Raw genomic sequence first — 21,705 nt, 5'->3', positions numbered from 1 at the left:
AACCGTTTCCATCCCCGATCGCGTCGAGGACATGCTTTTGCTGGACACGCTCTAGTGCAGGTTTGCCGGTTCCACGCGCCCCGAAAACACTGCTGTCGCCACTTTCTCGAGGGTCGAGTGCGTGGGGCCAAACAGAAAATCCATCTCGGTGGCCGTTGCATTCATAAAGGGATAGCGGGCGATGACGCTCTCGCGCACCGCGCAGTAGTCGATGCCCATAAGGCTCAACTGCTTTTTGAGACCATGGTACTGGCGCGGCGGGCACAGCGGCCGCATGCCGAAAAGGCGCCGATAGAAAGCCTGGTGTTCTACGCGAACCGAAGCGAGGCCCAGATTGGCGCTGTAATATTCCGACGCGAGAAAGCCCAGCCGGGCGGTGATATAGGGCAATTCGGGGTGTCGGCCGCTCACTGCGGGATGCACGGCAAAGCGCGTCGGATCGACGACGATGTGCCCCTTGTCGATTTCCGGCAGAAGCGTTTCGGGGAACGCGTCGACGGTGGGAGAATGGGGGTTTTCCGGGGTGGCATAATGCACCCGGATGGTGCTCGCCATCTCGCCGTCCATATAGACACCAAAGACGTGGCCGTTGTCGGCGTGGTCATAATCGTCGGTCAGCCGCTTTTCAAAGCCGATCGGGATCATGCCTTCGCGGACATAGGCTTCGTAGCGCAAACTGAACGCGTGTTCGCGCTCGCCATACCCTTCGAGCCGACGATATTCGATCCTGTCAAGAAAATCGATCAGGCGTTGGGAAAACGAAGTTGTCCCGACCGATGATACGGAACTCATGAACTGCCCCCTAAACCATACAGGGGACACCTTTAACCAACTTTTAACCAAGGTCAATTGGTCGAGATTGTCTGCCGGGTCCGGTTAGTCGCTTTGGTGGGTACTTTTGCTGCGAATCGGCCCATCTATACTTGGAATTATCAAAATATTAACCAGTTTCCGATTGGTGCGTTTATGTTGTTTGTCCCATTTTTGCGAAAATGTTCCATAGTTTTTAAGAAAATCAGCGGTAAATTGCTCGTCTCCGCTTGGCGCCAAACTGTCCGTGCACTGGCGACGGAATGGTAAATATTTAAAATTGCCGAGATAAGGGGAGCAAATTTTAAAAACTTTCAATTTATATCGTATTGGTTCTGCAGGGGTATGGCGAATTAACCATGGGTATAGGCTCTCCCGAAAACGCGCCCAACCTGCCTGCCGAGGTCTATATTTCCTCGGTGAGCGCGCTCTACAGGGACAGGCGTTCGCTCTTTTCAGGAACCGCGAGTGCAATCGCGGCGTCGCTGGTGACCGGCTGGATAAGCGGCATCATCTGGCTCGCTCTGTGTGCCTTCCCGCTGGCCCTCACCGGAGTCCTGCGCTGGATGGACATGAACGCCTATGAGCGCAATGCAGGGAGTTCGCAAACCGTAGAGCAGGCCCGCGGTTGGGAGAGGCGCTACATCGTGGGGTCGTCCACCTTCGCGGTGCTGCTGAGCCTTTGGTGCTTTCTTGCTTTTGCCCTCTCTTCGGATCCGGCCGTCCACCTTGTGAGCTTTGCGGTTTGCCTCGCCTATATGATCGGCATCACGGGCCGCAATTACTCCTCCGATCAACTTGTCATCTTCACCACGGCGTGTGCCGCCATCCCCATGATCATGGGGCTTCTGCTCCATCTCGAGGCGGCTTATCTGTTTCTGGCGCTGGTGCTGGTTCCGTTTTTCCTGAGCGTCAGAACCATTGCCACCCGGCTGCGGTTCACGCTGTTCGACGCCGTTGTCGCCTCGCACGATCTTCGCGCGCTTGCCACCCATTTCGATACCGCCGTCAACAACATGCCGCACGGCCTGTGCATGTTCGACGGGGATCAGAAGCTTGTCGTCTTCAACGACCGCTTCATGAGCCTGCTCAATCTCGACGCAAGCGCCACCTGGAAGGGACAGGATGTCAGGTCGCTGTTGGGAACGGCACTGGCGGCCAACCAGGTTCCGCTGGAAGTGAGCGATGCGATTTTCTCGGCATTCCGGAAATGGACCGGCGCTGCGGGCACCGCGCCTCTCGTCATCGACGCAGCCGGACACAGAATCCTGCAACTGACGTTCCAGCCCATTAAGGCCGGCGGATTTGTGCTGCTGATCGAGGACATAACCGAAAAGCGCAGGGCCGAGGAGCGGATCGAGCATCTGGCCCGTTACGACGCGCTGACCGGTCTGCCCAACCGTTCCCATTTCCAGGAGCAATTCGAAACCGTGATGGCGCGCGGCCGTCCCTGTGCGCTGCTCTTTATCGATCTCGATCAGTTCAAGGTCGTCAATGACACGCTGGGGCATCCGTGCGGGGATGCTCTTTTATGCCAGGTGGCAGACCGTCTTCGCAAGGTGATGAAACCGTCCGATGTCATTGCGCGTCTGGGCGGCGATGAATTCGTTGTCCTGCGCGAGCTCAAGGGGCCGGCCGATGAAGCGAGCCTGGTGGCCCAGCGGATCGTGAGGACGTTGAGCGAAGTCTTCACCGTCGAAAGCCATCAATTCGTTATTGGTGCGAGTATCGGCATTGCCCTGGCGCCGCGCGATGGCACGAGTTTCGAGCAGATGCTCAAATGCGCCGATCTGGCACTCTACAGCGCCAAATCGGACGGACGCGGCGTCTGGCGCTTCTTCGAGCCTGAGATGGATGCAAGGGTCCAGGCGCGACGCGCCCTGGAGATCGATATCCGCAATGCGCTCGACGATGGAAATTTCGAAGTGTTTTTCCAGCCCATCGTCAATCTGAGGACGGGCAAGAGTTCGGTTTGCGAAGCGCTGGCGCGCTGGCGGCATCCCAAGCGGGGCCTGATCTCGCCCGACGCGTTCATTCCCGTCGCCGAGGAAACCAACCTGATTATCGAACTGGGCGATTTCATCCTGCACGAGGCTTGCCGCCAGTGCGTGACCTGGCCGGGCAATGTGCATGTCGCCGTCAACATTTCGCCGGTGCAGTTCCGGCGGGGGGACGTCATCACATCGGTGGTTTCCGCGCTCGATCGCTCCGGGCTGCCGGCCCATCGGCTCGAGATCGAGATCACTGAATCTCTCCTGCTCGAAAATACCGCCGCTATCCGCACCACACTGGAAAACCTGCGCAGCCTTGGCGTGCGCGTTTCGCTCGACGATTTCGGCACGGGCTATGCGAGCTTGAGCTATCTGCACCACTTCCCGCTCGACAAGGTCAAGATCGACCGGTCGTTCCTCCAGGACGTCGAAGTCAGCAGCCGGTCGCGTCGTCTGCTGGCCGGGGTTGCAAGCCTGAGCTCCGAACTGGGCATGTCGGTGGTTGTCGAAGGGGTGGAAACTCCCAGGCAGCTTGCCCTGCTCAAGGAGTTGCCTGGCGTCGATGAAGTTCAGGGATTTCTGTTCTCACCGCCGATCCCGGCGTGTGAAATTTCCCGCTTTCTGTCCGCCGGCAGTTTCGATTTCGAAAAAGTTGCTTAGAGCGTTTCCAGCAAAAGTGGAAACGGTTTTGCGGTTCGGACACGCGACAAAGCAAGGGTTTAGAGCGTTTCCAGCAAAAGCATGTCCTCGACGCGATCGGGGATGGAAACGGTTTTGCAGTTCGGACACGCGAAAAAAGGGACTTGATCCAGGCTCGGTCGGTCACGCAAGCGGAATTGGCGGGGGGAAGTTCAGCACGCGCCGGTTGCCGAGGGGCACAGGATGCTCGCGTCCAAATCGTAGCGTTCGGCCAGCTGGGCCAGTGTTCCATCGGCGCGAATGTCGGCAAGGGTGGATTCGACAGCACGCTTGAGCGTGAGGTCGCCCTTCCAGAACCCCATTCCCAGCGGAATGCGTTCGAGCGGCGCCCCGAGCACCGTGATCTCGAGATCGGTGTCGGAAAAAATGGTGCTGGCGAGCAGGGCCTCGGTGATCGCCGCGTCGTAATCTCCTGCCTCCAGGCGCGCGCGCAGGGTTGCGGCGTCGTTGACGATGGTCGCGGTAATGCCGCGCTGGCGGATATATTGGCCAAGGCCGATCCGGTCGAGGCCCGTGAGCCCTGCCATGAATCCCACAGGGCTTTGCACGGTCTCGATGGTGGTGCCCTGTGGCGCGATCAGGGCCCAGCCCGTCACCAGATGCGGTTCGGTGGTGTCCAGAAACGAGCTTGTCGTCGAATTGATCGCGATGCCACCGGCCAGCACCTGGCATTGGGCGCGGTTGATGCGCCAGTTGCGCGGGTTGAAGTCGCGTCCCATCGAGGCGTTTGAAACAATGTTGAGCCGCCAGCCGAGCCGCTCTGTGATGTTCTGGAGCAACTCGACTTCGAACCCGGGCCGGTCGGCATTGTCGGTCACCAGCGGCGGGTACAGGTAGGGCATGCAGACGCTCAGCCGGCCAAGTCTGTCGACCTCGTATCGCGAATTGTCGGGCGGCAAAAAGCTCACGGCAAACAGCAGCGCAAAGCACAACGCCAGCGGGATCATGTCGAACAGCCAGTGCCGCTTGCGCGGCCTTGCGGGGGCGGGAGCGGACATCAGACTTTCCTGAACTCCCACATGGCCAGAAGGAACAATCCAACGGCCATGATGCCCACCACCTGAAAGCCAAGAGCAGGGTCGAACTGGTTGAACTTGATGAGAATGCCGCGCATGGCGTCGACGGCGTAGGTCAGGGGGTTGTGCTCGACGATGATGACCAGCCATTCGGGATAGGTGACCAGCGTCTGGGCACGGGTGAGGGCCGGATCGAGTGGGAAGACCGAACTGGCGGTGAAATAGAGCGGCAGGATCACCGCGTTGGAAAACACTCCGAAGCTCTCGAAACCGCGCACGTAATTGGCGATCACGATGCCGAAGGCGGTCAGCCCGAATGCAAGGGCAAACATCAGGCCAATGGCCGCAAGGATCGTCTCCCATGTCAGAACGACCCCCACAAAGCGCGCAACGACCAGCACCATGCAGCCATGGATAACGGCCGTGGTCGCGCCCCCGAGCACCTTGCCCAGAAGGATCATGTTGCGCGACATGGGCGAGACCAGCACCTCGCGCAGGAACCCGAATTCGCGGTCCCAGATCAACGAAACGGCCGACTGGATGGAGGTATAGAGAATGTTGAGGACGATGACGGCGGGGAAGATGAACTGGAGATAGGTGTAGGGCACCACAAACCGCACTTCACCATAGACTTCACCGCGAAAATAGGGATTGAGCCCGATGCCCAGGATCAGCACCCACAGCAATGGCCGGCTGATGCCCCCGATCAACTGGCCCTTGTCGCGCAACGAGCGCTTGACCTCGCGCAGCCAGATGGCATAGACGCCGACCAGTTGTCCCCATATGGCGGTCATCGGGAGCTCCTATTCATTGAGATTGCGGCCGAAGAATTCGGACGCCGGGTCGGTGAGAACGAGTTCGCGGATGCGGTTCCACAGATAGGACCGCAGCTCGAGAAAGCGCGGGTCCGCGCGCATTTCGACGGTGAGCCGGGGGCGTGGCAGATCGATCTTTATGGTCTCGAGCACCTTGCCCGCTCCCATCACGACGATCGTGTCGGCCAGCACCAGCGCTTCATCGACGCTGTGGGTGACAAACATCACGGTGGGGGTCAGCCGCCGCCAGATGGAGAGCAACTCGCCCTGCATCAGTTCGCGCGTTTGGGCATCGAGGCTTGCGAACGGCTCGTCCATCAAAAGGACGCGCGGCTCCCCGGCGAGTGCACGCGCCAGCGCCACGCGCTGTTTCATCCCGCCGGAAAGCTGAGCGGGGTAAGCCCTGGCCGAGCGCGACAGCCCGACCAGATCGAGATATCGCCGGGCCCGCTCGGCGCGTTCGGCTCTGGAAAGCTCCAGGCTTTCGAGCGCGAACTCGATATTGGCCTGCACATTGGCCCAGGGGATCAGGCGGAACGCCTGAAAGACGAACCCCATGTCAGGACCGGGTCTGGGCGGCTGGCCATCGATCCTGACCGCTCCCGCATCGGGAACGATCAGGCCATTGGCCAGCCGCAGGACAGTGGTCTTGCCACATCCCGAAGGGCCGATCAGGGCAACAAATTCGCGTTCGGGAATGTCGAGCGACACGCCGTCGATGGCCGTGTTGACGGCACCGTCCGGCTGTACGAAGCGTTTCTGGACATCTGTGAACGTGAGCAGGGCTTTTGACGCCTGCGGTTCTGCTGCCACGCGGTTTCCTCCCGGGAAATGGACGACGCTCATCTATCGGCGGGGTCCATGGATTCGTCGGTGCCCAGTTCGCCAAGCACGGCATCGACCGGTCCAAAGTCGACCCAGTCTTCGAGCGCCAGCTGTTCGAAATCGGCGAAGTCTTCGGTTTCGTAGAGCCAGTCGCTGGTATAGCTCAGCTCCTCCACGCTCATGCCGCCGTTGACACTCCAGCTTCCAGCGAATGATTGTGCAAGCATTTCAAGCACTTCGGTGCTGACGTCGGGGCGGGCCTCGACCATTGCGTCGACCCACATCTGGGGGTTCTCGGCAAAGTCACGCGAGAGCTTGGTCAGCGCCCGGATGACCGCCTGGACGTCTTCGGGCCGTTCGGCCAGAACGTCGCCGGTGACCGCGTTGACCTTGTTGACCACCGGAGCACCCTCGTAATAGGCGTCCTGATCGATCAGGACATGCAGTCCTTGTGTATCGGGCAGCTCGCTCCAGACGCCGATCGACATGGTCGTGGCATCGACCTGTCCGGCCAGAAGCGCCTGGGCGCGAATGTCGGGCTGTCCGAGCGAGATGATTTCGGAATCATCGATCGAGACGCCCTGGCTGGACAGAACCAGTGTGGACAGCGAGTGGTCGAGACTGCCGACCCGTCCCACGCCGAAGCTGCGGCCGGCCAGATCGGCCGGGGTTGCGATATCGTCCTTGGAGGCGATGAGGAACGGCAGCGATTTGTTGGGCGATGTCACGGCGCGGAAATCGGTGGCGCCGTTGTGGATCACCTGCAAAAGCGCGTCGACACCGATATTGGCCATTTCGCCATCGCCCGACTGCAATGCGGCAATGGCCGATGGGGTCTGCTGAACGCGAACGAGCTCGACATCGACGCCCTCGGCTTCGAAATAGCCCAGCTCGGCGGCCAGATCCATTACCGAGTTTGGCACAAGCGGTGCCTCGAGATGGGTGACGATCAGGCGGAAAGGCTCACTCGATTGCGCGAGACCCGCGCCGGTCATCAGGGCCAGACTGGCGACCGATCCGGCCAGAGCCAGCATCATTGATTTGGTGGTCATTTTCTCTCTCCCTTGGGGTTTTCAGCGCCGCCATTTGGCTAGGCGCATTTCGACGAAACGCAGTCCCTCGGTCACGATGACTCCGATGACTGCCAGCGAAAGGACGATGACGAAATATTCCGCCATCCTGAAGGTGTTGCCATAGATGGCCAGAAGCCCGCCGAGCCCGCGTACTGCCGTATAGAGTTCGGCAACGACCGTATTGATGAGACCGATCGTAGCCCCGAGGCGTAGACCGACGATGACGTAAGGCACAGCGCCGGGCAGGACGATACGGGTAAATATCCGAAAGCGCCCCGCACCGACCGAGCGCGCCATTTCGATCAGTTCGGGATCGGACTGGCGCACACCGGCATAGGTGTTGATGAGAATGGGCATTACGGCGCCCAGAAACACAATGAACACCTTGGCCTCGCTCCCCAGCCCGAGCAGCACGATAATGAGCGGGATGAACGCCACGCGCGGGGTGGCCGAGAGCGCATAGACATAGATTTCGAGCGTGCGGCCAAACAGGTTGAAGGCGCCCATCGCGACACCCAGCGGGATGGCGCACAGGATGGCGAGCCCATAGCCCGAAAGATAGATCGAAACGGAATCGACAAAAGCCGTCTGCAGCCGCCCCTCCTGCAACAGGCCCCCGGCCGCCTGCAGGGTTGCCCAGGGCGAGGGGACGATGTTGCGCGCCACGTTGACCGAGGCGATCCACCACAGAACGATCAGAAGCGCGAGAAACCCGACCCGGGTTGCCGCCACGAGCCATGGACCGGGCTCTCCGCCGTCCTGGACAGTCATGGCTTTGGGTGGGGACTGGGTCATCCACGCCCCCGCTTTTTGGCGTTACTCGGAGGCGCTTCGCGCAGATCGCGGCCGGTAAGGGACAGGAATACGCTTTCAAGGCTGGGCTGGTCGACGGACACCTGACGCAACTGGGTTCCGAACTCTGCCAGCAGCGCATCGGCGCTGCCGGCATTTTCGGCCTTGATAAGCAATTGACCCTCGGCGCCTTCGACCGTTCCCGGGTAGCGCGCAACAAGGGCAGCATGGGCGTCGGCGGTGCGCGGGGTGACGCGGAACAGGCTGGTGCCGTGGGCCGCCTTGAGCGATTCCGGTGTGCCGCGCGCCAGGATCTTGCCGTGGTCGATAATGCAGATCGTGTCGCAGGTATCGACTTCCTCGATATAGTGAGTGGTCACGACAATGGTGATGTTCTGGCTGGCCCGGAGCTGTTCGAGATAGGACCAGATCTTGGCCCGCGATTGTGCATCGAGCCCCACGGTGGGTTCGTCGAGAAACAGGATCTTGGGCTCGTGCATCAGGCCGCGGGCGATTTCCAGCCGCCGCCGCATGCCTGCCGAGAGCGTTCGCGTTACAGCGTCGCGCCAGTCGGACAACTCCACAAGAGCGAGCATTTCATCGATGCGCCGGCGGCGGTCGGCGCGGCTCATCTGATAGACCATGCCATGAAAATCGAGGTTCTCGAAAACCGAGAGGCGGGTATCGAGCGTTGCTTCCTGAAAGACCACGCCCAATTGCCGCCGTGCTCGCAGCGGTTGTTTCATCACATCGATGCCGGCGATTTCAGCCCGCCCGCCGTCGGGTCTGCTGATGGTGCACAAGATATCGAGCAGGCTGGTTTTTCCCGCACCGTTGGGGCCGAGCAGGGCGAATGTTTCTCCCTGCTGTACCGACAGCGACACGTCGTCGAGCGCCAGCACACGGCCAAAGCGCTTGGATACGCCCTCAACCACGATTGCAGGTGTGCCGCCGGCATCATCGCTCATGAAAGAACTCCCTGTGCCCGTAGCGTACGGGTGAACAATTGGCTGATATCATCGTCGGTCGAAACGGTCACGAAATGCCAGTGTTTCGAATTGAAAAGCCCGCGCATTTCTTCCTGCCGCGCGGCAAAAAGCTTGCGATAGCGGCTGAGCAGGCCCGCGTCGATGGCCAGTTCCAGTTCCTCCCCGGTTTCGGCATCTTCCATGGTGACGATGCCGGTTTCCGTGCCGGCCGGATCGATTTCCTGCGGTGTCAGGATCTGGACGGCCAGGATTTCATGCCCGGCGGAAAACAGGATGTCGAGGACCGGGCTGACATCACCGTCCCACCAATCGCTGATGGCGATGACCAGGCCGTGAGACGGCAAATCCCGGCGCAGCGTCCGCAGCGCATCCTGAAAATCGCTTCGGCCAGCATCTGCCTCCTTGGCGATCCAGTCAAACATCAGATCGGCCCGCGCCGCACCATGCCATCGCGGCGAGAATTTGTTGCCCGCCTGCTCCGGCACCACGACCTGAATCCGGTCGCCTCCGGCCAGCGCGGCAAAGCCGAGCAATTGGGCAACCAGTTTGGCGCGCTCGCGCTTTTCGCCCTGTCCCGCCGCCATCGATCCGGAAAGATCGAGAACGATGGTCACCGGCAATTGCTGGTTGAGGGAATATTCGCGCACGACGAATTCGCCGGTGCGCGCGTAAAGATGCGGATCGAGGTGCCGTGTGTCATCGCCCGTCTGGTAGGGGCGGTGGTCGATAAATTCCATGCCCGGTCCCTTGCGGCGCGAACGGCGCTCGCCGGTGCCCACCGATGGCTGGGCAAATGCCGGCAGCAGGCGGCTCGTTGTCAGGCGTTCGAGAAGGGCGGACGGTGGACGCATCAGAGTTTGCCCATGGTCTGGTCGAAAAGGCGGAGCAGCAATTTGTCGATATCGATATTGGCGGCGCGGCCTTCGAAGTTCACCTGTACGCGATGGCGCATGACCGGCAGCAGCACGGCGCGCAGATCGGCGACCGAGACATGATTGCGGTTGGCCATTAAAGCATGGGCCTTGGCCGAAACGACAAGCGCCTGGGCGCCGCGCGGGCTCACCCCGAACCGGACGTAGCGCGAAACGTCCTTGTCCGCCGTTTCGCCACCGGGCTGGGTTGCGAGACAGAACCGGGCCACGGCCTGCTGAATGGCGGTCGCGATGGGGACCGAGCGGACATGGCCCTGAAGGGCAATGATATCGGATGCCGTCATCGCCTGGGTCAGTTTGTCCTGCCCGGTGCCGGTCGTTGCCGACAGGATGCCCGTCAGCACGTCCTGATCGGGGTAAGGCACATCGATGCGGAACAGGAACCGGTCGATCTGGGCTTCGGGCAAGGTGTAGGTGCCCTCCATCTCGATGGGGTTTTGCGTGGCCAGCACGAAGAAGGGTTTTGGCAGATCCATTGTGGTGCCGCCCGCCGAAACCGTACCCTCCTGCATGGCTTCGAGCAGGGCGGATTGGGTGCGCGGGGTTGCCCGGTTTATCTCGTCGGCCAGAAGCAACTGGGCAAAGATCGGGCCTTTTCGAAACTCGAGCTGGGTGCGCCCATCGGCACCCGGCACCAGCACCGAGGCGCCGGTGATGTCGGCCGGCATCAGGTCCGGCGTGAACTGCACGCGCGAGAAGGTCAGGCCGGCGGCCCGCGCCAGCGAGCGCACCATCAGCGTCTTGCCGACACCGGGAGGGCCTTCGAGCAGAACGTGCCCGCCGGCCATGAGCGAGATCAGCATGAGATCGACAACGCCTTGCTGACCGATCACCGTCGTCGCGATGGAGGCACGCGTGCGGCTGAGGGCCTCGCGCAGCGCGGCCAGTTCGGGCGCGCCGTCTTCGAGAGGTGTCTGTGGCGAGATCGCAGTCATGAGATTGGTGCTCCTTGGCGCGAGGTCTGAGAGTATTGAGGTGTCGTCTTCGATTTCCGCCGCGCCGAAAACCGGCGATAGCGCAGGCCGAGATCGATGAGAAAGGCGGCAAACGCCAGAAGCGCCCATGCCGGCCAGTTGTGCAGCCATGTCAGCGTCAGGCCGGCGCCCAGCGTTGAAATCTCCTGCGGTGTTATTGCCGTTCCTCCCGTCGCGCGGGCCAGCCCCTGGGCTCCACCCCTGCGCGAGAAATCATAGCGCGTATCGTAAGAATGGTAATAGGACGTCTGGATAGGGTCGGCATCATCGCCCTGGTCGATGCTGAGGCCGTAGCGGCCGACGGCGTCGAGCACGCGGCGACCCTCATAGAGCCCGGGCCGCACCTCGGTCAGCGTCGTCGTCTCGCCGGCCCCATCCTGGGGCGGTGTAACGGTCGCAACCAGCGAGCGCCCCGTCAGCGGCAACCCGTCCTCATCGAGCGCGCTGACGCGCAGATCGAGATAATCGCCGTCGCTTGCCGTGGTCAGGGTCAGGCCTGGACGCGGCGTGGTTGGCTGGAACTGAAGCAAAATATCGTTCCAGAGCGCCCCGTATTGGGGCAGGCGCTGCCAGGCGTCGGACCATGGTCCCGTGGCATCGGTGGTCAGAGCCATCACCATGCCGTTGCCATAGCGCCAATAGGCGAGGACGGGCATGTCGCGCCCCTCGTCATCGGTGGTCGTCGCGACCAGTTCGGCATCGGGCTTGGCGGTGGTGCCGACAAAGCCGGTCAGCGGCGGCAATTGTGCCGGAAGGGCCCCAAGGAAACTGGCGCTGCGATCCTGCCAGACCGGTTGGGTCGCCCCTTCCTTGACCGGAGAGGCAAGCAGCATTGCTTCTTGCGAAAGGATCGAGGGCAGCGCTTCGAAATCGGCGGTGATGTGGGCAGCGCCGCCGCCCAGGTCGGCGATGGTGCGGGCAACGGAGGTGTCGGCACCCTCGCCGATCGCCACTGCGGAAACCGTTACGCCCTGGGCGCGCAACTGGCCGACGACGCCTGGAAAATCGCCCGGCTGGCTCAAGCCATCGGTCATCACCACGATATGCTTGGACGCGGCATCGATGCCGTCCAGCATTTCAAGGGCTTCGACAAGGCCGGGGTAGATAGCGGTGCCGCCACCCGGATCGAAACCTTCGAGCGACGCCTGCACCGCGCCGGGCGCATCGGCGAGCCGGGTGAGCGGGAGCAATGTTCGCGCTTCGGCGTCAAAAGCGATGATGCCGATCTGGCTCTGGGGATTGAGCAGTTCGGTGGCCGCCATGGTCGCGCTTTTGGCAACGTCGAGCCGGTTGCCCTCGCCGACCGGCTGCTGCATCGAACCGGACCGGTCGAGAATAAACACCATCACCACTTCCGGCGCATCCTGGGGCACACGGCTCGACAGTGGAGAGACAGCTTCAAGCGGCGTGCCGAAATACCCGCCGGGACCGAAACTGTCTGGCCCGCCAAGGATCAACAGTCCCATGCCGTAGTCTTCCACGGCGGTTTCGATCAGCGATTGCTGCAACGTCGTGAGCGAAAGGGCGGGTGTGTTCAAAAGCACGATGTCACCGAACCCCAGCCAATCCTTGAGATAGTAGGGTGCCCGACGCGGCTCGAACATTTCGGCCTCGAGCCCCTGGTCTTCGAGAAGACGCTGGAAGGCTTCGCCATGAGCGGGGTCGGCGGCAATGATCGCAATGGGTCGGACCGGGGCCGTCGAGAGCATCTGGCCGATGGCATCATTTTGCGGAAAAGGGTCGGTGCCCGCCAGCCGAATTTCGACGAGGTTTTCGCCGCTTTCGATTTCCGGCAGCACGGCCTGAATTCTGTTCTGCCCGGTGTCGAGCTCGACGTCCTGACTGGCAATTGCTTCGCCGTTGGTGACGATCTCCATGTTGACGGTCTGGGTATCGCTGCTTTGAACGAGTGCGGTCAAAGGAACGGCCTCGCCCGAAAGCACCTGCTGGGGCACATCGAGCCGTCCCACAAAGACCTCCCCGTCCTCGAGCGGTGGCGTTTCGAGATAATTGACTGTGACGCCCCGCGCGGCCAATGCTCGTCCGAGTTCCGGCTCGGGGGCCGCATCGCCGGCCATAACCAGATATCGGTCCCGTTCTGGAGGGATCATGGCTGCGGCCAGTTCGAGCGCCCGCGATGTATGGGTGACGCGCAGAACGGTCGATGACGTCGGCCCCGAGGTTCCAAGATCGGCAACGATCTGGGCCGACGGGCCCGCGACAAGACCGCCAACCCCGGAGCCGCCTCCCGTCGGGTCGGCCTGCAGGCTGTCGGGCTGTGCGGCGATCACCACAACGCCGGCATTCGAGCCGGGCCATGGCCATGCAAGATTGGCGATTGCGGCGGCGAGCAGGGCCAGCGTGACCAGCCGAAGGGCCGAAAAACGGGGCAGCCAGCCGTGTTTACGGGCCGTGAGGACACCTTCGACAATCAGCACCAGCAGGCCCGCCCCGAGGAGCCAGGGTGCCAGGCCCTGCGGCCAGCCAGCGGCGCGTGACGCCTCAAGGCTTTCGGCGGCATCGGCTTGTGCGGCCGGGTTGACCGCCAGCAAACGGGTCAGGGCCCCTTGCCCAATGCGGAACAGCCCGACCTCCTGGGGAATGAAATCGCCCTCGGGGACACGGGCCGATTGCCGTCCTGGAAATTCGAGATTGCTGATGGGCTGACCCAGCAGGCGGGCGTCGATCCGGCAGGGCATGCCCACGGTGCAGCTTGCCGCCGGCGCCGCGCCCGGCTGGCGACCGATCCAATCGATGAGATTGGCGACAAAGATCGGCATACCGCTGGTTTGGGGCCAGTTGGAGCGCCGGGGATCGAATCCGATGCGGATATGACGGCCGGTTTGTGTTGCTGCCGCGGTGATGAGGGGCGCCCCGTCGGAGGACAGCAGCGTGGTTTCGCCGTCACCCGGCGTTAGCCCTGTGGCCGTTTCGATGGCAAGCGCGGCCCAGTCCATGTCCTGGGACAATGGATGCTCGTTCGTCCAATCGTCGGGATCGCCATCTGCCAGCGGGCTGCCACCGGTTTCGATAATGATCGAATTGGTCGCCGGTGCTGCTGTGGATTGTTGGGTTTCGACGATGACCAGCCCGAAGTCGTCTGCTGCATCCCCGAGCGTGGAATCCTCAAATATCCGGACACCGGGAACGGCATTGAGTGCGCGGAGCAGGGGTTGTTCGCCATCGCCGACATAAAGGATATCGAGCGTCTGGGCGGTCGGTTCGGCCACAAAGCGCAGTCGGTTGTCGCGTGCGTTGGCATCGGAGGGAATAGAGACGGTGACGATTCCCGGACCGGGCAGTTCGAGGTCCTGGGAAAATGCAACGGGGCCGCTTTCGCCTTCGGGTCGCTCGAGGGTGATCGTCGTCCAGTCGAGCGGTGTCCGGCTGCTGTCGGCGGCGTATTGCACGGTGATCGACAGCGCGTCGCGCTCGCCCAGCAGCGCTTGACCGTCCAGCGTCCATGCATTGGTCGCCGCATCGACCAATGACAGGGTTCCGCTGATGGCGGAATTGTCTTGCCCCCCCGCAACGATATGGTGGGAAAGCGCCAGATTATCCGTGGCTTGGACAAAATCGAGGGGCGCGGGCTGGTTTGAGACGAACAGGATTTCCGTGGTCTCGTCGTCGCGCGCGATACCGGGAATGAGCCTGGCCGTTTCGGTCCAGTCGCTTGCGCCATCGGTCGGAGACACGTCGGCAAGCGCGGCGTTCAGATTGTCGCCCGACCATGTCCAGCGGGCGGCGATATAGGTCGGCCGCGGGCCCGCTGCGATCACCGACAGCCGCTCGGGCGCCGGCTGCAGATCGCCCGAGAAATCGGTGAGGACCGTGCTTCTGGCGTTATCAAATGCCGTCTGGCCGTCGGTGCTTGCACGCATTCCAGCTGAGGTGTCGATGACAACGATCATATGATCGGGGACAGTGCGATTGCCCCAGAAAGGCTGGGTAAGCGCCAGCGTGAAAAGCGCAACGGCCAGAAGCTGGAGGAGCAGCGGGACCGTGATCGGCGGGATCAGCCGGGCCTTGGGCTTTAGCCCCGCATGGGTCTGGAGCTGCCGCCACAGCGCCAGGCTGGGCACAATCTGGCGGTATTCCCGGCGGCTGTGCAGAAACCACACGAAACCGGCGGCGAGCAGCAAAGTCGCAAAAAAGGGCGCAGCAAATCCGATCATGGTTTGGGCCACACCCTCATTGCGCCAGGCGCTCGAAATAGCGGGCGGTGATGTCGCGGGCCGGGAGGGGAATGAAATCGCGCGCCACGGGCTCTAAAGAGCCCGATCCGGTCTGGCCGCCGATCGCATTGGCGGCTCCCGCACCGCCGCTCTCGGCGGTCTGGGGAACGATCTCGATGCGGATGCGGCTTCCGCCGGTTTGCGGCTCGGCGCTTACGACCATGTCCTGATCCGGCGCGGCGTCCAGTTGGGTAAAGGCGTCGTCGGCCTGCATGTCCTGTTCGCCCAGACCAGCGGCGTTGGAGAGGCCGCGGCCCGATTCGAGCGCTGCGCCAACCGGAATGCTGCCGATGGACTGAAGCTGCTGGGGTTTCATCAATTGCGGCCCTTCTCCTGACGATGCGCCGCCAAGGTCGGTTGGCGGTTCGCCATTGGAGACGATTTCGGCGTTGGCCAGCCGCTCGTCATCGGACCGATCCCCATACTGCTCGGCAAGCTCGGGCCGCGCCTCATACATGCCGGGGCCCTCGGGCGTTGCCTGGACGGCATCGCCGCGCCCCTGCGGCGGCTCCAATGGCTGGGCCGCTGGCGGCGTCTGGCTCTCGTTCGCCATGGCCTCGAGGCCGGCCTCGAGCTGATCGAGCCGTGTTCCATCGGCATTGCCGAGCCAGTCGGGGGGATTGTCACCATAGGCCGCCGCCGCCTGATCGAGAAGGTCGTTGATCTCGCGGGCAAGCGCGTCGGACAACCCTTCCGCACCGGCCGTTTCGGCGCGCTCCGCAAGAGTTCTGGCGATGGCGCCGAGCAGGACGTCATCACGCGCTTCGGCGTCTTCGGTGATCATTTGCGCGATCGTCGAGATCGTTTCGGTATCGGCTGGCTGGTTTTGAATGGCCGGCTCTTGAGGAACGGCCGGAGCGGGCATCTGCATCAGCCAGATTGCAGCCAGCGCGACGATACCCGTCAGCACAAGCGCGAACACAAATCCCGGCGTAAAGATGCGCAACAGCCGGGCGGGCACCACGGCATCAAGGCGACCGCGGACCGATCCAACAAGCTCTTTGGGTACCGGGTTGGCCAAGGTACCGGGGCTTTGCACCAGTTCAACAGCGGTGCCGTATGCCTGTTCAAACCCCGTCGCATGGTCGATGAAAAAGGCTTCTTCCGCCTCTGACCTGCGCCGCATCCAAGCGACGAACCCCGCCGTCAGCACCGTTGCCAGACCCGCCGCGAAAGCGATTGGTACGGCCTCAAGCGATGCAAGCCCGAGACGGTCCAGAGCGAGCGTCACCAGCAGCGCGGCCAGGATCGCCAGCGTGCAGGCCAGCGCGATCCGCGCCAGCGTCCGGGCGCGGCGGCGCGCGATGACCCGGTAAAGGGGTGACAGAATGGGGTCACTCAGCGTCGCGTTGGTCATGGATCACCGCGCTCCAAGAAGGCGGGCCAACTCACCAAAAGGTGTTGCCGGAAGGCTCTGGTAGGCAAGGACCACAAGCACCGCCAGGACGATGGAAACGTAGAGATGGCGCCTGACGAGCCATCCATGGGCATCGGGTGCGAGCGATAACAGCAGATAACCGCCCAGCAGCGGTGGAATGGGGATGATGTTTATTGCCAGGGTCCACGCCGCAATGTCGGCTGTCATCCTGATCGTCGCATCGACAAACGCGGCACTGCTCACCGGCCAATAGGCCGCCACCCAGGGCAGGGCCAGCAACACAAGGCGGCCAAAGAGAAATATTGCCGCCATGGTCAGCAGCGCAACGATCACCGGCGTTGCGCGCCCCATCCGGCCCGCCGCCGGATCGATTGCGATGGGCCGCGTCCATCCCCCACGTCCGATCGTGCCGCCGAAAAGGCCGAAAATATCGACGTGCACGAACGGGTTGAGGGTGAGCTTGCCGTCATAGGCGGTGCCCTTGTCACCCAGAAGACGGGCGAAGCCGGCAACCGAAAATCCCATCAGGGTCACAACGACGACCGTACCGATGGCGCGCATCACAAGCTGGATGAAGCTCAGATCGAACATCGGCGAGCCTCCCTGGCGACGCTATCGGTGGGCCAGCAAACCATCATCGCTCAATTGCCGCTTTTGTCGGTCAGCCCGTTTTCGGCCAGAAGCGCATCGATGGTGCCGTCGGCCCTGAGCGCTGCGATGGAATCGGACAGCAAATTGTTCAGATAGCTATCCTCGGCCCGCGTGGCGATGCCGATTTCGATGGGGTCGACCGGAAACGGCAGGTCATAGGAATAGCTGAACCCGGCCGCCTCTGGATCTCCTTCGGTCGCGCCGAACAGCCCGTACTCCCAGATCATGCCGGCGCCGATCGTGCCGTCGACCAGGCGCTCGAGCATCAATTGATTGTCGGGGTAGGGCGTGCGGCCCCAACTGCGGTCTTCGGGTTGCGCGCCAAGATACTGGATCAGCCTGTTGTCGCCGGCCGCCATCATGCGTACACCGATGCGCTCGCCAAACGGCACTTCGGCCAGTTCGGCGGCGTCCGAACGCGTCACCAGCACGGTGCGCGCGCTGAGATAGGGCTGGCTGATTGTCATCCAGTCGGGATTGGATGGGGACAAAAGAAACCCCATGAAGCCGTCGCATTCCTGCGCCAGCATGATGAACATCTGCTGCTCGGTGAGAACAATCCGATAGTCGAGCGGCAATGGCCGTGTCGGCCAGTCGCGGGCGCCCACTTCATAAAATTCGACCTCCGCCAGAACGCTCTGGCCGATTGCCTGGGCGAGATCGCGCTCGAACGGGGCCAGAACGCCTTCTGGGTTGATGCAGAAGACGAGCTTGCTGCCCTCTTGCCGCATGCGTTCGGTGTAAAGGTCTCGCGGTACGATATCGAAGGACTGAGCGAATGCCGATCCCGCAATCAGCGTCACCGTGGCACCCAATGTTGCGACATGGAAAGCAGTTTTGCTCAAGAGCGGCATCCATCCTCCCTGAAGGGTCCGCAGATGCCGGAAATCCGGCATATAAAGGCAGGAAGGGGTCCAGCGGCGGACCGCTGAACCCCCGGTTTGGTGATCAGATCTTATTCTTCAGGCAGTGCGAAGACATAGACTGCAGAGCTGCTGCCGCCCTGGTCCACATTGCCTTCGGCAATCATCAGAGCCGACGAGAAGCCGGCCGGTCCTGCCGGGATCGCGACGTACTGACGTCCATCGACCTCATAGGTGATCGCGTGACCCGAAGCATCCGACGCAAGGCGCGAGCGCCACAGCATGTCGCCGGTTTCGGCGTTGAAGGCCTTGAGGTAGCGATCGCCACCACCGGTGAACAGCAGGTTGCCTGCGGTTGTCATCACCGGCGAGTACTGCGAAGCGGGCTGTTCCCAGCTCCAGACGGTTTCGCCGGTCGAGATGTCGATGGCGTCGATACGGCCAACATTGGTCTCTTCAGGCGGCAGCGTGTACTCGGAATCGGTGTTGTACACGTCGAGGGCCGTCGGCTCGTTGTCACGTGCCGTGGAAATCTGGCAGGTGTTGTTGAGCGGGATGTAGTAGATGCCCGTGTTCGGGTTGAACGCAGAGGGCGGCCAATCGCGACCACCGAGGTAGGCCGGGCAATGTTCCACCGGAACGCCGATTTCGTCGAGGACGACATCTTCGTTGACGGTGACCAGACCGGTTTCGTCGATGCTTTCGATCATGTTGGTGTAGGCGGTATCGCGGGCCCACAGGAACTCGCCGGTTTCGGCGTCGAACTGCCACATCGTTCCGGTCTTGCACGGCACGCCGGTCAGAACGCGACGACCTTCACCCGATGCGTCCGAACCGATGGCGCGCAGGCCATCCATGGATTCGCTGGGGTTCACGTCGGTGTCGGCGACGATCATTTCGAACGTGCATTCCTGATCCCAGTTGTCGCGGGGCAGGGTCTGGTGACGCCAGACGATTTCGCCGGTTTCGGGGCGGACCGCAAAGCGGGTGTTGGTGCCGTAAAGCGTGCCGCCGGGCGTGCCGCGCTGAACTTCCGAAGCCGGGCCAACCGCGCTCGAACCGTAGAAGACCAGGTCGAGTTCGGGATCATAGGTGATCTGACCCCAAACGCCGGTCATCCAGCGCGATTCGTAATCGTTGCCCCAGGTTTCGTCGCCTTCTTCACCCGGCTGGGGGATGAAGGTGTTGCGCCAGAGTTCTTCACCTGTTTCGGCGTCATGGCCGGAGATGAAACAGCCGAAAGCCGAATACTGGCAGGTCGAGCCGGCCACGATCACGCCGTTTGCCACGATTGGGCCCGACGTGTTGGAAACCAGATCGGTGCCCTGGCCACGATCGACTTCCCAGGCCAGCTGGCCGGTCTTCATGTCGAGGGCGACAAGGAAGTTGTCCCAGCTCATGAAGTAGAGGTGATCGCCATAAACCGAGATGCCACGCTTGCGATCGCCAAGCGAATGCAGGGTGGTGGTATCGGGCAGACGGCGGCGGTACTGCCAGATCAGATCGCCGGTGACGGCGTCGATGGCCTGGATGGTGTCGCCGGGGTTGGCGATGAACATGATGCCATCGTAAACGATCGGCGAGGTCTGCATCGGGCCGGTTTCAAGACCGCGTGCCCAGACCATCTGGAGCTGACCGACATTGTCGGTGTTGATCTGGTCGAGCGGGCTGAAACGATAGTTGTCGACAGCGCGACCGTAGGCGAGCCAGTCGCCGTCATCGGGGTTTGCGAGCATTTCGTCGGTCACCGGCGCCAGATCGCTTATCGCGCTCTGGGCAAACGCCGGTACGGCGAGCAGCCCGAAAGCCGTGGTCCCCGCAAGGACCATTTTCAACAGTTTGGAAGACAATTGCCTCACTCCCTTTCTCTTATGGTACGAGTTTGTTGTTGAGCACGGGAACGCCTGAGCCCGGCGTTCCCGTTGGTTTTGATCGCGACCCCCGCCCTAGGGCGTGGGTACGATCGTGATTGTCGAAAGCGCTTCCTCGGTCCCTTCGAGTTCGGTGTCGCCAGCCGGGGCGCCATGCAGCTCGAGCAGGTAGGCGACGATGTCGGCATATTCCTGATCGGTGAACCAGCCTGCATTGCCCGGAGGCATGTTCGAGCGCATGTAATCGAAATAGGTGAAAAGCGACTCGTCGGCGTATTTGTTGTCCAGCGTGTAGCCAATCAGACCCGGAGCGGCAGAAGAGCCGCGCGCGGTATTGGAATGGCAGGTCGCGCAGTCGGTGCCGAAAAAGCCCATACCGCGTTCGGCCTGTTCTGCCGTGTAAACGCCGTCAAAAATGGTGCGCTCACCGCCTTCAGCAGCGGCGGTTTCACCGTCGGTTGCCGCAACATCTACCGTCTTGGCTTCAAGCGCGGCGCGTTGCTCGGGTGACATGTTGTCGAACGCAAATGCCGATGTCGCGGCAAGAGCGGCTATCGCGGCCGCCATAAGCGCCGTCCGGCCGACAGGGCCCAGACCGGTGGGTCTCCACATACTCAAATCCTTCATTTTCAGAACTGAATTTCCTCCTCCTTACCGACCACCGGTTTTCCGGTTGTGTCGGTTGCGATCGCCTGTTGTGGCAATTTGCCGGGCGACGAGGCGCCGCATTGTGAAACGCCATTTCACAAAGTTGCGCTTTCGGAGCGCGTCGAGTCAAGCTGATATGTCAGCGATGCTGCGCAAAGTTATTTCGGTTTCCGATGATTTTCGGAAAAGAAAGTGCCCGTCCGGTCCAATTTGCCCAAAATTCGGCCCAAAAACACTCATGCGCCAAGGGTGCCGACCTGAATCACGGGTTTGAACAATGGTGAATTAGACGAAAGTCTAATTCCATGCATTATGCTGTATTACTGATGCAAGAAGGGCGGGGGAGCCACGAGGGAAAGCATGGTTTCGTACAGGAAGGTTGAGGCGCTGAGCCGGGGGCTGACCATATTGCGCTATGTCAACGAAGAGCAGGGAGCCACCGTGGGCAGCCTGCATGCCAAGTCCGGGCTCGACAAGGCGACCATCGTGCGCATGCTCGAAACGCTCGAGCATGATGGCTATGTCACCCGGTGCGACGGGGCCCATTGGCGGGCGGCGGGAAAGACCCTTGTGCTCTCGGGCGGTTATTCGGCGGTGCGGGAAATGGGGCGGATGGCCAGCCCTGTGCTCAGCGAGAGCCGGGAAATTCTCAAATGGCCTGCCAGCTTTGGAATTTTCGACCGCGATGCCATGATCATCGCCGATACGACCCATGACTGGCGCGGCATGATGGTCACCCGCCAGCCCAACCATCGCCCGCCAATGCTCACGACATCGCTTGGGCGGGCTTATCTCGCGTTCATGGAGGACAAGGAGCGCGAGGTGCTGCTCAGCCTGCTGCGCCGCGATCCGACCGGCTGGAACGCCCTGGCCAACAAGCCGGGCAAGATTTCGGAATTGATCGCCGATATCCGCCAAAAGGGCTATGCGTTGGCCGACAGCAACTACATGGCGCACACCTTTGGCGGCGATATCTGGGGCATGAGTGTGCCCGTGAGGGGTAAAACCCGGCTTTACGGATCGTTGGTCATCATGGTTTTGCGCCGCGTGATCGGGGAAGAAGAGGGGGTATTGGACCTTGCGCCGCGCATGCAGGAGGTTGCTCCTCGCATAGCGGAGGCGCTGGGCGGGTAGGACAGGGAG

17 protein-coding genes are annotated in these 21,705 nt (G+C 62.0%); 2 read left to right on the top strand and 15 right to left on the bottom strand.

Annotated features, from left to right (window positions below; genetic code table 11):
• Positions 1-51: 51 nt before the first annotated feature.
• A complete protein-coding gene (locus tag AACZ55_RS03045; protein WP_339642914.1) occupies positions 52-792 on the bottom strand; it encodes a hypothetical protein in 741 nt (246 codons plus the stop codon).
• A 377-nt stretch (positions 793-1,169) separates the two neighbouring features.
• Between AACZ55_RS03045 and AACZ55_RS03040 the strand changes: the two genes are divergently transcribed.
• Positions 1,170-3,461 (top strand): EAL domain-containing protein, encoded by a 2,292-nt coding sequence (locus tag AACZ55_RS03040; RefSeq protein WP_339642912.1) that lies wholly within the window; start codon positions 1,170-1,172, stop codon positions 3,459-3,461.
• Between the two features lie 191 nt (positions 3,462-3,652).
• On the opposite strand, the gene AACZ55_RS03035 is transcribed toward AACZ55_RS03040, so the two are convergent.
• From AACZ55_RS03035 to AACZ55_RS02970, 14 genes are all read right to left on the bottom strand, one after another.
• Positions 3,653-4,498 carry a transporter substrate-binding domain-containing protein gene (locus AACZ55_RS03035; RefSeq protein ID WP_339642909.1) on the bottom strand — a complete coding sequence of 282 codons (846 nt, stop codon included), beginning with the start codon at positions 4,496-4,498 and terminating at the stop codon, positions 3,653-3,655.
• Complete coding sequence (locus AACZ55_RS03030) at positions 4,498-5,310, bottom strand: ABC transporter permease (RefSeq protein WP_338609825.1); 813 nt, start codon at positions 5,308-5,310, stop codon at positions 4,498-4,500. Before AACZ55_RS03030 ends, AACZ55_RS03035 begins: the two co-directional genes overlap by 1 nt.
• Positions 5,311-5,319: 9 nt before the next feature.
• Positions 5,320-6,144, bottom strand: coding sequence for an ABC transporter ATP-binding protein (locus AACZ55_RS03025; protein WP_339642907.1), 825 nt, complete (start codon positions 6,142-6,144; stop codon positions 5,320-5,322).
• A gap of 29 nt (positions 6,145-6,173) precedes the next feature.
• Positions 6,174-7,208 (bottom strand): ABC transporter substrate-binding protein, encoded by a 1,035-nt coding sequence (locus AACZ55_RS03020; protein ID WP_338609829.1) that lies wholly within the window; start codon positions 7,206-7,208, stop codon positions 6,174-6,176.
• A gap of 21 nt (positions 7,209-7,229) precedes the next feature.
• Positions 7,230-8,024 carry an ABC transporter permease gene (locus tag AACZ55_RS03015; RefSeq protein ID WP_338609831.1) on the bottom strand — a complete coding sequence of 265 codons (795 nt, stop codon included), beginning with the start codon at positions 8,022-8,024 and terminating at the stop codon, positions 7,230-7,232.
• Entirely contained in the window at positions 8,021-8,989 is a 969-nt protein-coding gene (locus AACZ55_RS03010) for an ABC transporter ATP-binding protein (protein WP_339642902.1), read from the bottom strand. Before AACZ55_RS03010 ends, AACZ55_RS03015 begins: the two co-directional genes overlap by 4 nt.
• Positions 8,986-9,861 carry a DUF58 domain-containing protein gene (locus tag AACZ55_RS03005; RefSeq protein ID WP_338609833.1) on the bottom strand — a complete coding sequence of 292 codons (876 nt, stop codon included), beginning with the start codon at positions 9,859-9,861 and terminating at the stop codon, positions 8,986-8,988. Before AACZ55_RS03005 ends, AACZ55_RS03010 begins: the two co-directional genes overlap by 4 nt.
• Positions 9,861-10,877 carry a MoxR family ATPase gene (locus tag AACZ55_RS03000; RefSeq protein WP_339642899.1) on the bottom strand — a complete coding sequence of 339 codons (1,017 nt, stop codon included), beginning with the start codon at positions 10,875-10,877 and terminating at the stop codon, positions 9,861-9,863. The genes AACZ55_RS03005 and AACZ55_RS03000 overlap by 1 nt, the downstream gene beginning before the upstream one ends.
• A complete protein-coding gene (locus tag AACZ55_RS02995) occupies positions 10,874-15,091 on the bottom strand; it encodes a VWA domain-containing protein (RefSeq protein WP_339642897.1) in 4,218 nt (1,405 codons plus the stop codon). Before AACZ55_RS02995 ends, AACZ55_RS03000 begins: the two co-directional genes overlap by 4 nt.
• 16 nt (positions 15,092-15,107) lie before the next feature.
• Entirely contained in the window at positions 15,108-16,508 is a 1,401-nt protein-coding gene (locus tag AACZ55_RS02990) for a hypothetical protein (RefSeq protein WP_339642894.1), read from the bottom strand.
• 3 nt (positions 16,509-16,511) lie between these two features.
• Entirely contained in the window at positions 16,512-17,120 is a 609-nt protein-coding gene (locus AACZ55_RS02985) for a hypothetical protein (RefSeq protein ID WP_339642891.1), read from the bottom strand.
• Positions 17,121-17,170: 50 nt separating this feature from the next.
• The gene (locus AACZ55_RS02980; RefSeq protein WP_339642889.1) at positions 17,171-18,025 is read right to left on the bottom strand and encodes a transporter substrate-binding domain-containing protein; all 855 of its coding nucleotides are present in this window, start codon (positions 18,023-18,025) and stop codon (positions 17,171-17,173) included.
• Positions 18,026-18,135: 110 nt separating this feature from the next.
• Positions 18,136-19,902 (bottom strand): PQQ-binding-like beta-propeller repeat protein, encoded by a 1,767-nt coding sequence (locus AACZ55_RS02975; RefSeq protein ID WP_339642886.1) that lies wholly within the window; start codon positions 19,900-19,902, stop codon positions 18,136-18,138.
• Between the two features lie 87 nt (positions 19,903-19,989).
• The gene (locus tag AACZ55_RS02970) at positions 19,990-20,526 is read right to left on the bottom strand and encodes a c-type cytochrome (RefSeq protein ID WP_339642883.1); all 537 of its coding nucleotides are present in this window, start codon (positions 20,524-20,526) and stop codon (positions 19,990-19,992) included.
• Positions 20,527-20,922: 396 nt separating this feature from the next.
• On the opposite strand from AACZ55_RS02970, the gene AACZ55_RS02965 reads away from it, so the two are divergent.
• The gene (locus AACZ55_RS02965; protein WP_339642880.1) at positions 20,923-21,696 is read left to right on the top strand and encodes a helix-turn-helix domain-containing protein; all 774 of its coding nucleotides are present in this window, start codon (positions 20,923-20,925) and stop codon (positions 21,694-21,696) included.
• Positions 21,697-21,705 lie beyond the last annotated feature (9 nt).

Source organism: uncultured Pelagibacterium sp. (assembly GCF_963972885.1).
Classification (GTDB): domain Bacteria; phylum Pseudomonadota; class Alphaproteobacteria; order Rhizobiales; family Devosiaceae; genus Pelagibacterium; species Pelagibacterium nitratireducens.
The sequence above is the reverse complement of the archived record's forward strand: the minus strand, read 5'-3'. Positions and strand labels throughout refer to the sequence as shown.

Coding starts and splice junctions, on each gene's coding strand:
- AACZ55_RS03045 (WP_339642914.1), bottom strand. CDS start 792: ATGAGTTCCGTATCATCGGTCGGGACAACTTCGTTTTCCCAACGCCTG.
- AACZ55_RS03040 (WP_339642912.1), top strand. CDS start 1,170: ATGGGTATAGGCTCTCCCGAAAACGCGCCCAACCTGCCTGCCGAGGTC.
- AACZ55_RS03035 (WP_339642909.1), bottom strand. CDS start 4,498: ATGTCCGCTCCCGCCCCCGCAAGGCCGCGCAAGCGGCACTGGCTGTTC.
- AACZ55_RS03030 (WP_338609825.1), bottom strand. CDS start 5,310: ATGACCGCCATATGGGGACAACTGGTCGGCGTCTATGCCATCTGGCTG.
- AACZ55_RS03020 (WP_338609829.1), bottom strand. CDS start 7,208: ATGACCACCAAATCAATGATGCTGGCTCTGGCCGGATCGGTCGCCAGT.
- AACZ55_RS03015 (WP_338609831.1), bottom strand. CDS start 8,024: ATGACCCAGTCCCCACCCAAAGCCATGACTGTCCAGGACGGCGGAGAG.
- AACZ55_RS03010 (WP_339642902.1), bottom strand. CDS start 8,989: ATGAGCGATGATGCCGGCGGCACACCTGCAATCGTGGTTGAGGGCGTA.
- AACZ55_RS03005 (WP_338609833.1), bottom strand. CDS start 9,861: ATGCGTCCACCGTCCGCCCTTCTCGAACGCCTGACAACGAGCCGCCTG.
- AACZ55_RS03000 (WP_339642899.1), bottom strand. CDS start 10,877: ATGACTGCGATCTCGCCACAGACACCTCTCGAAGACGGCGCGCCCGAA.
- AACZ55_RS02995 (WP_339642897.1), bottom strand. CDS start 15,091: ATGATCGGATTTGCTGCGCCCTTTTTTGCGACTTTGCTGCTCGCCGCC.
- AACZ55_RS02990 (WP_339642894.1), bottom strand. CDS start 16,508: ATGACCAACGCGACGCTGAGTGACCCCATTCTGTCACCCCTTTACCGG.
- AACZ55_RS02985 (WP_339642891.1), bottom strand. CDS start 17,120: ATGTTCGATCTGAGCTTCATCCAGCTTGTGATGCGCGCCATCGGTACG.
- AACZ55_RS02970 (WP_339642883.1), bottom strand. CDS start 20,526: ATGTGGAGACCCACCGGTCTGGGCCCTGTCGGCCGGACGGCGCTTATG.
- AACZ55_RS02965 (WP_339642880.1), top strand. CDS start 20,923: ATGGTTTCGTACAGGAAGGTTGAGGCGCTGAGCCGGGGGCTGACCATA.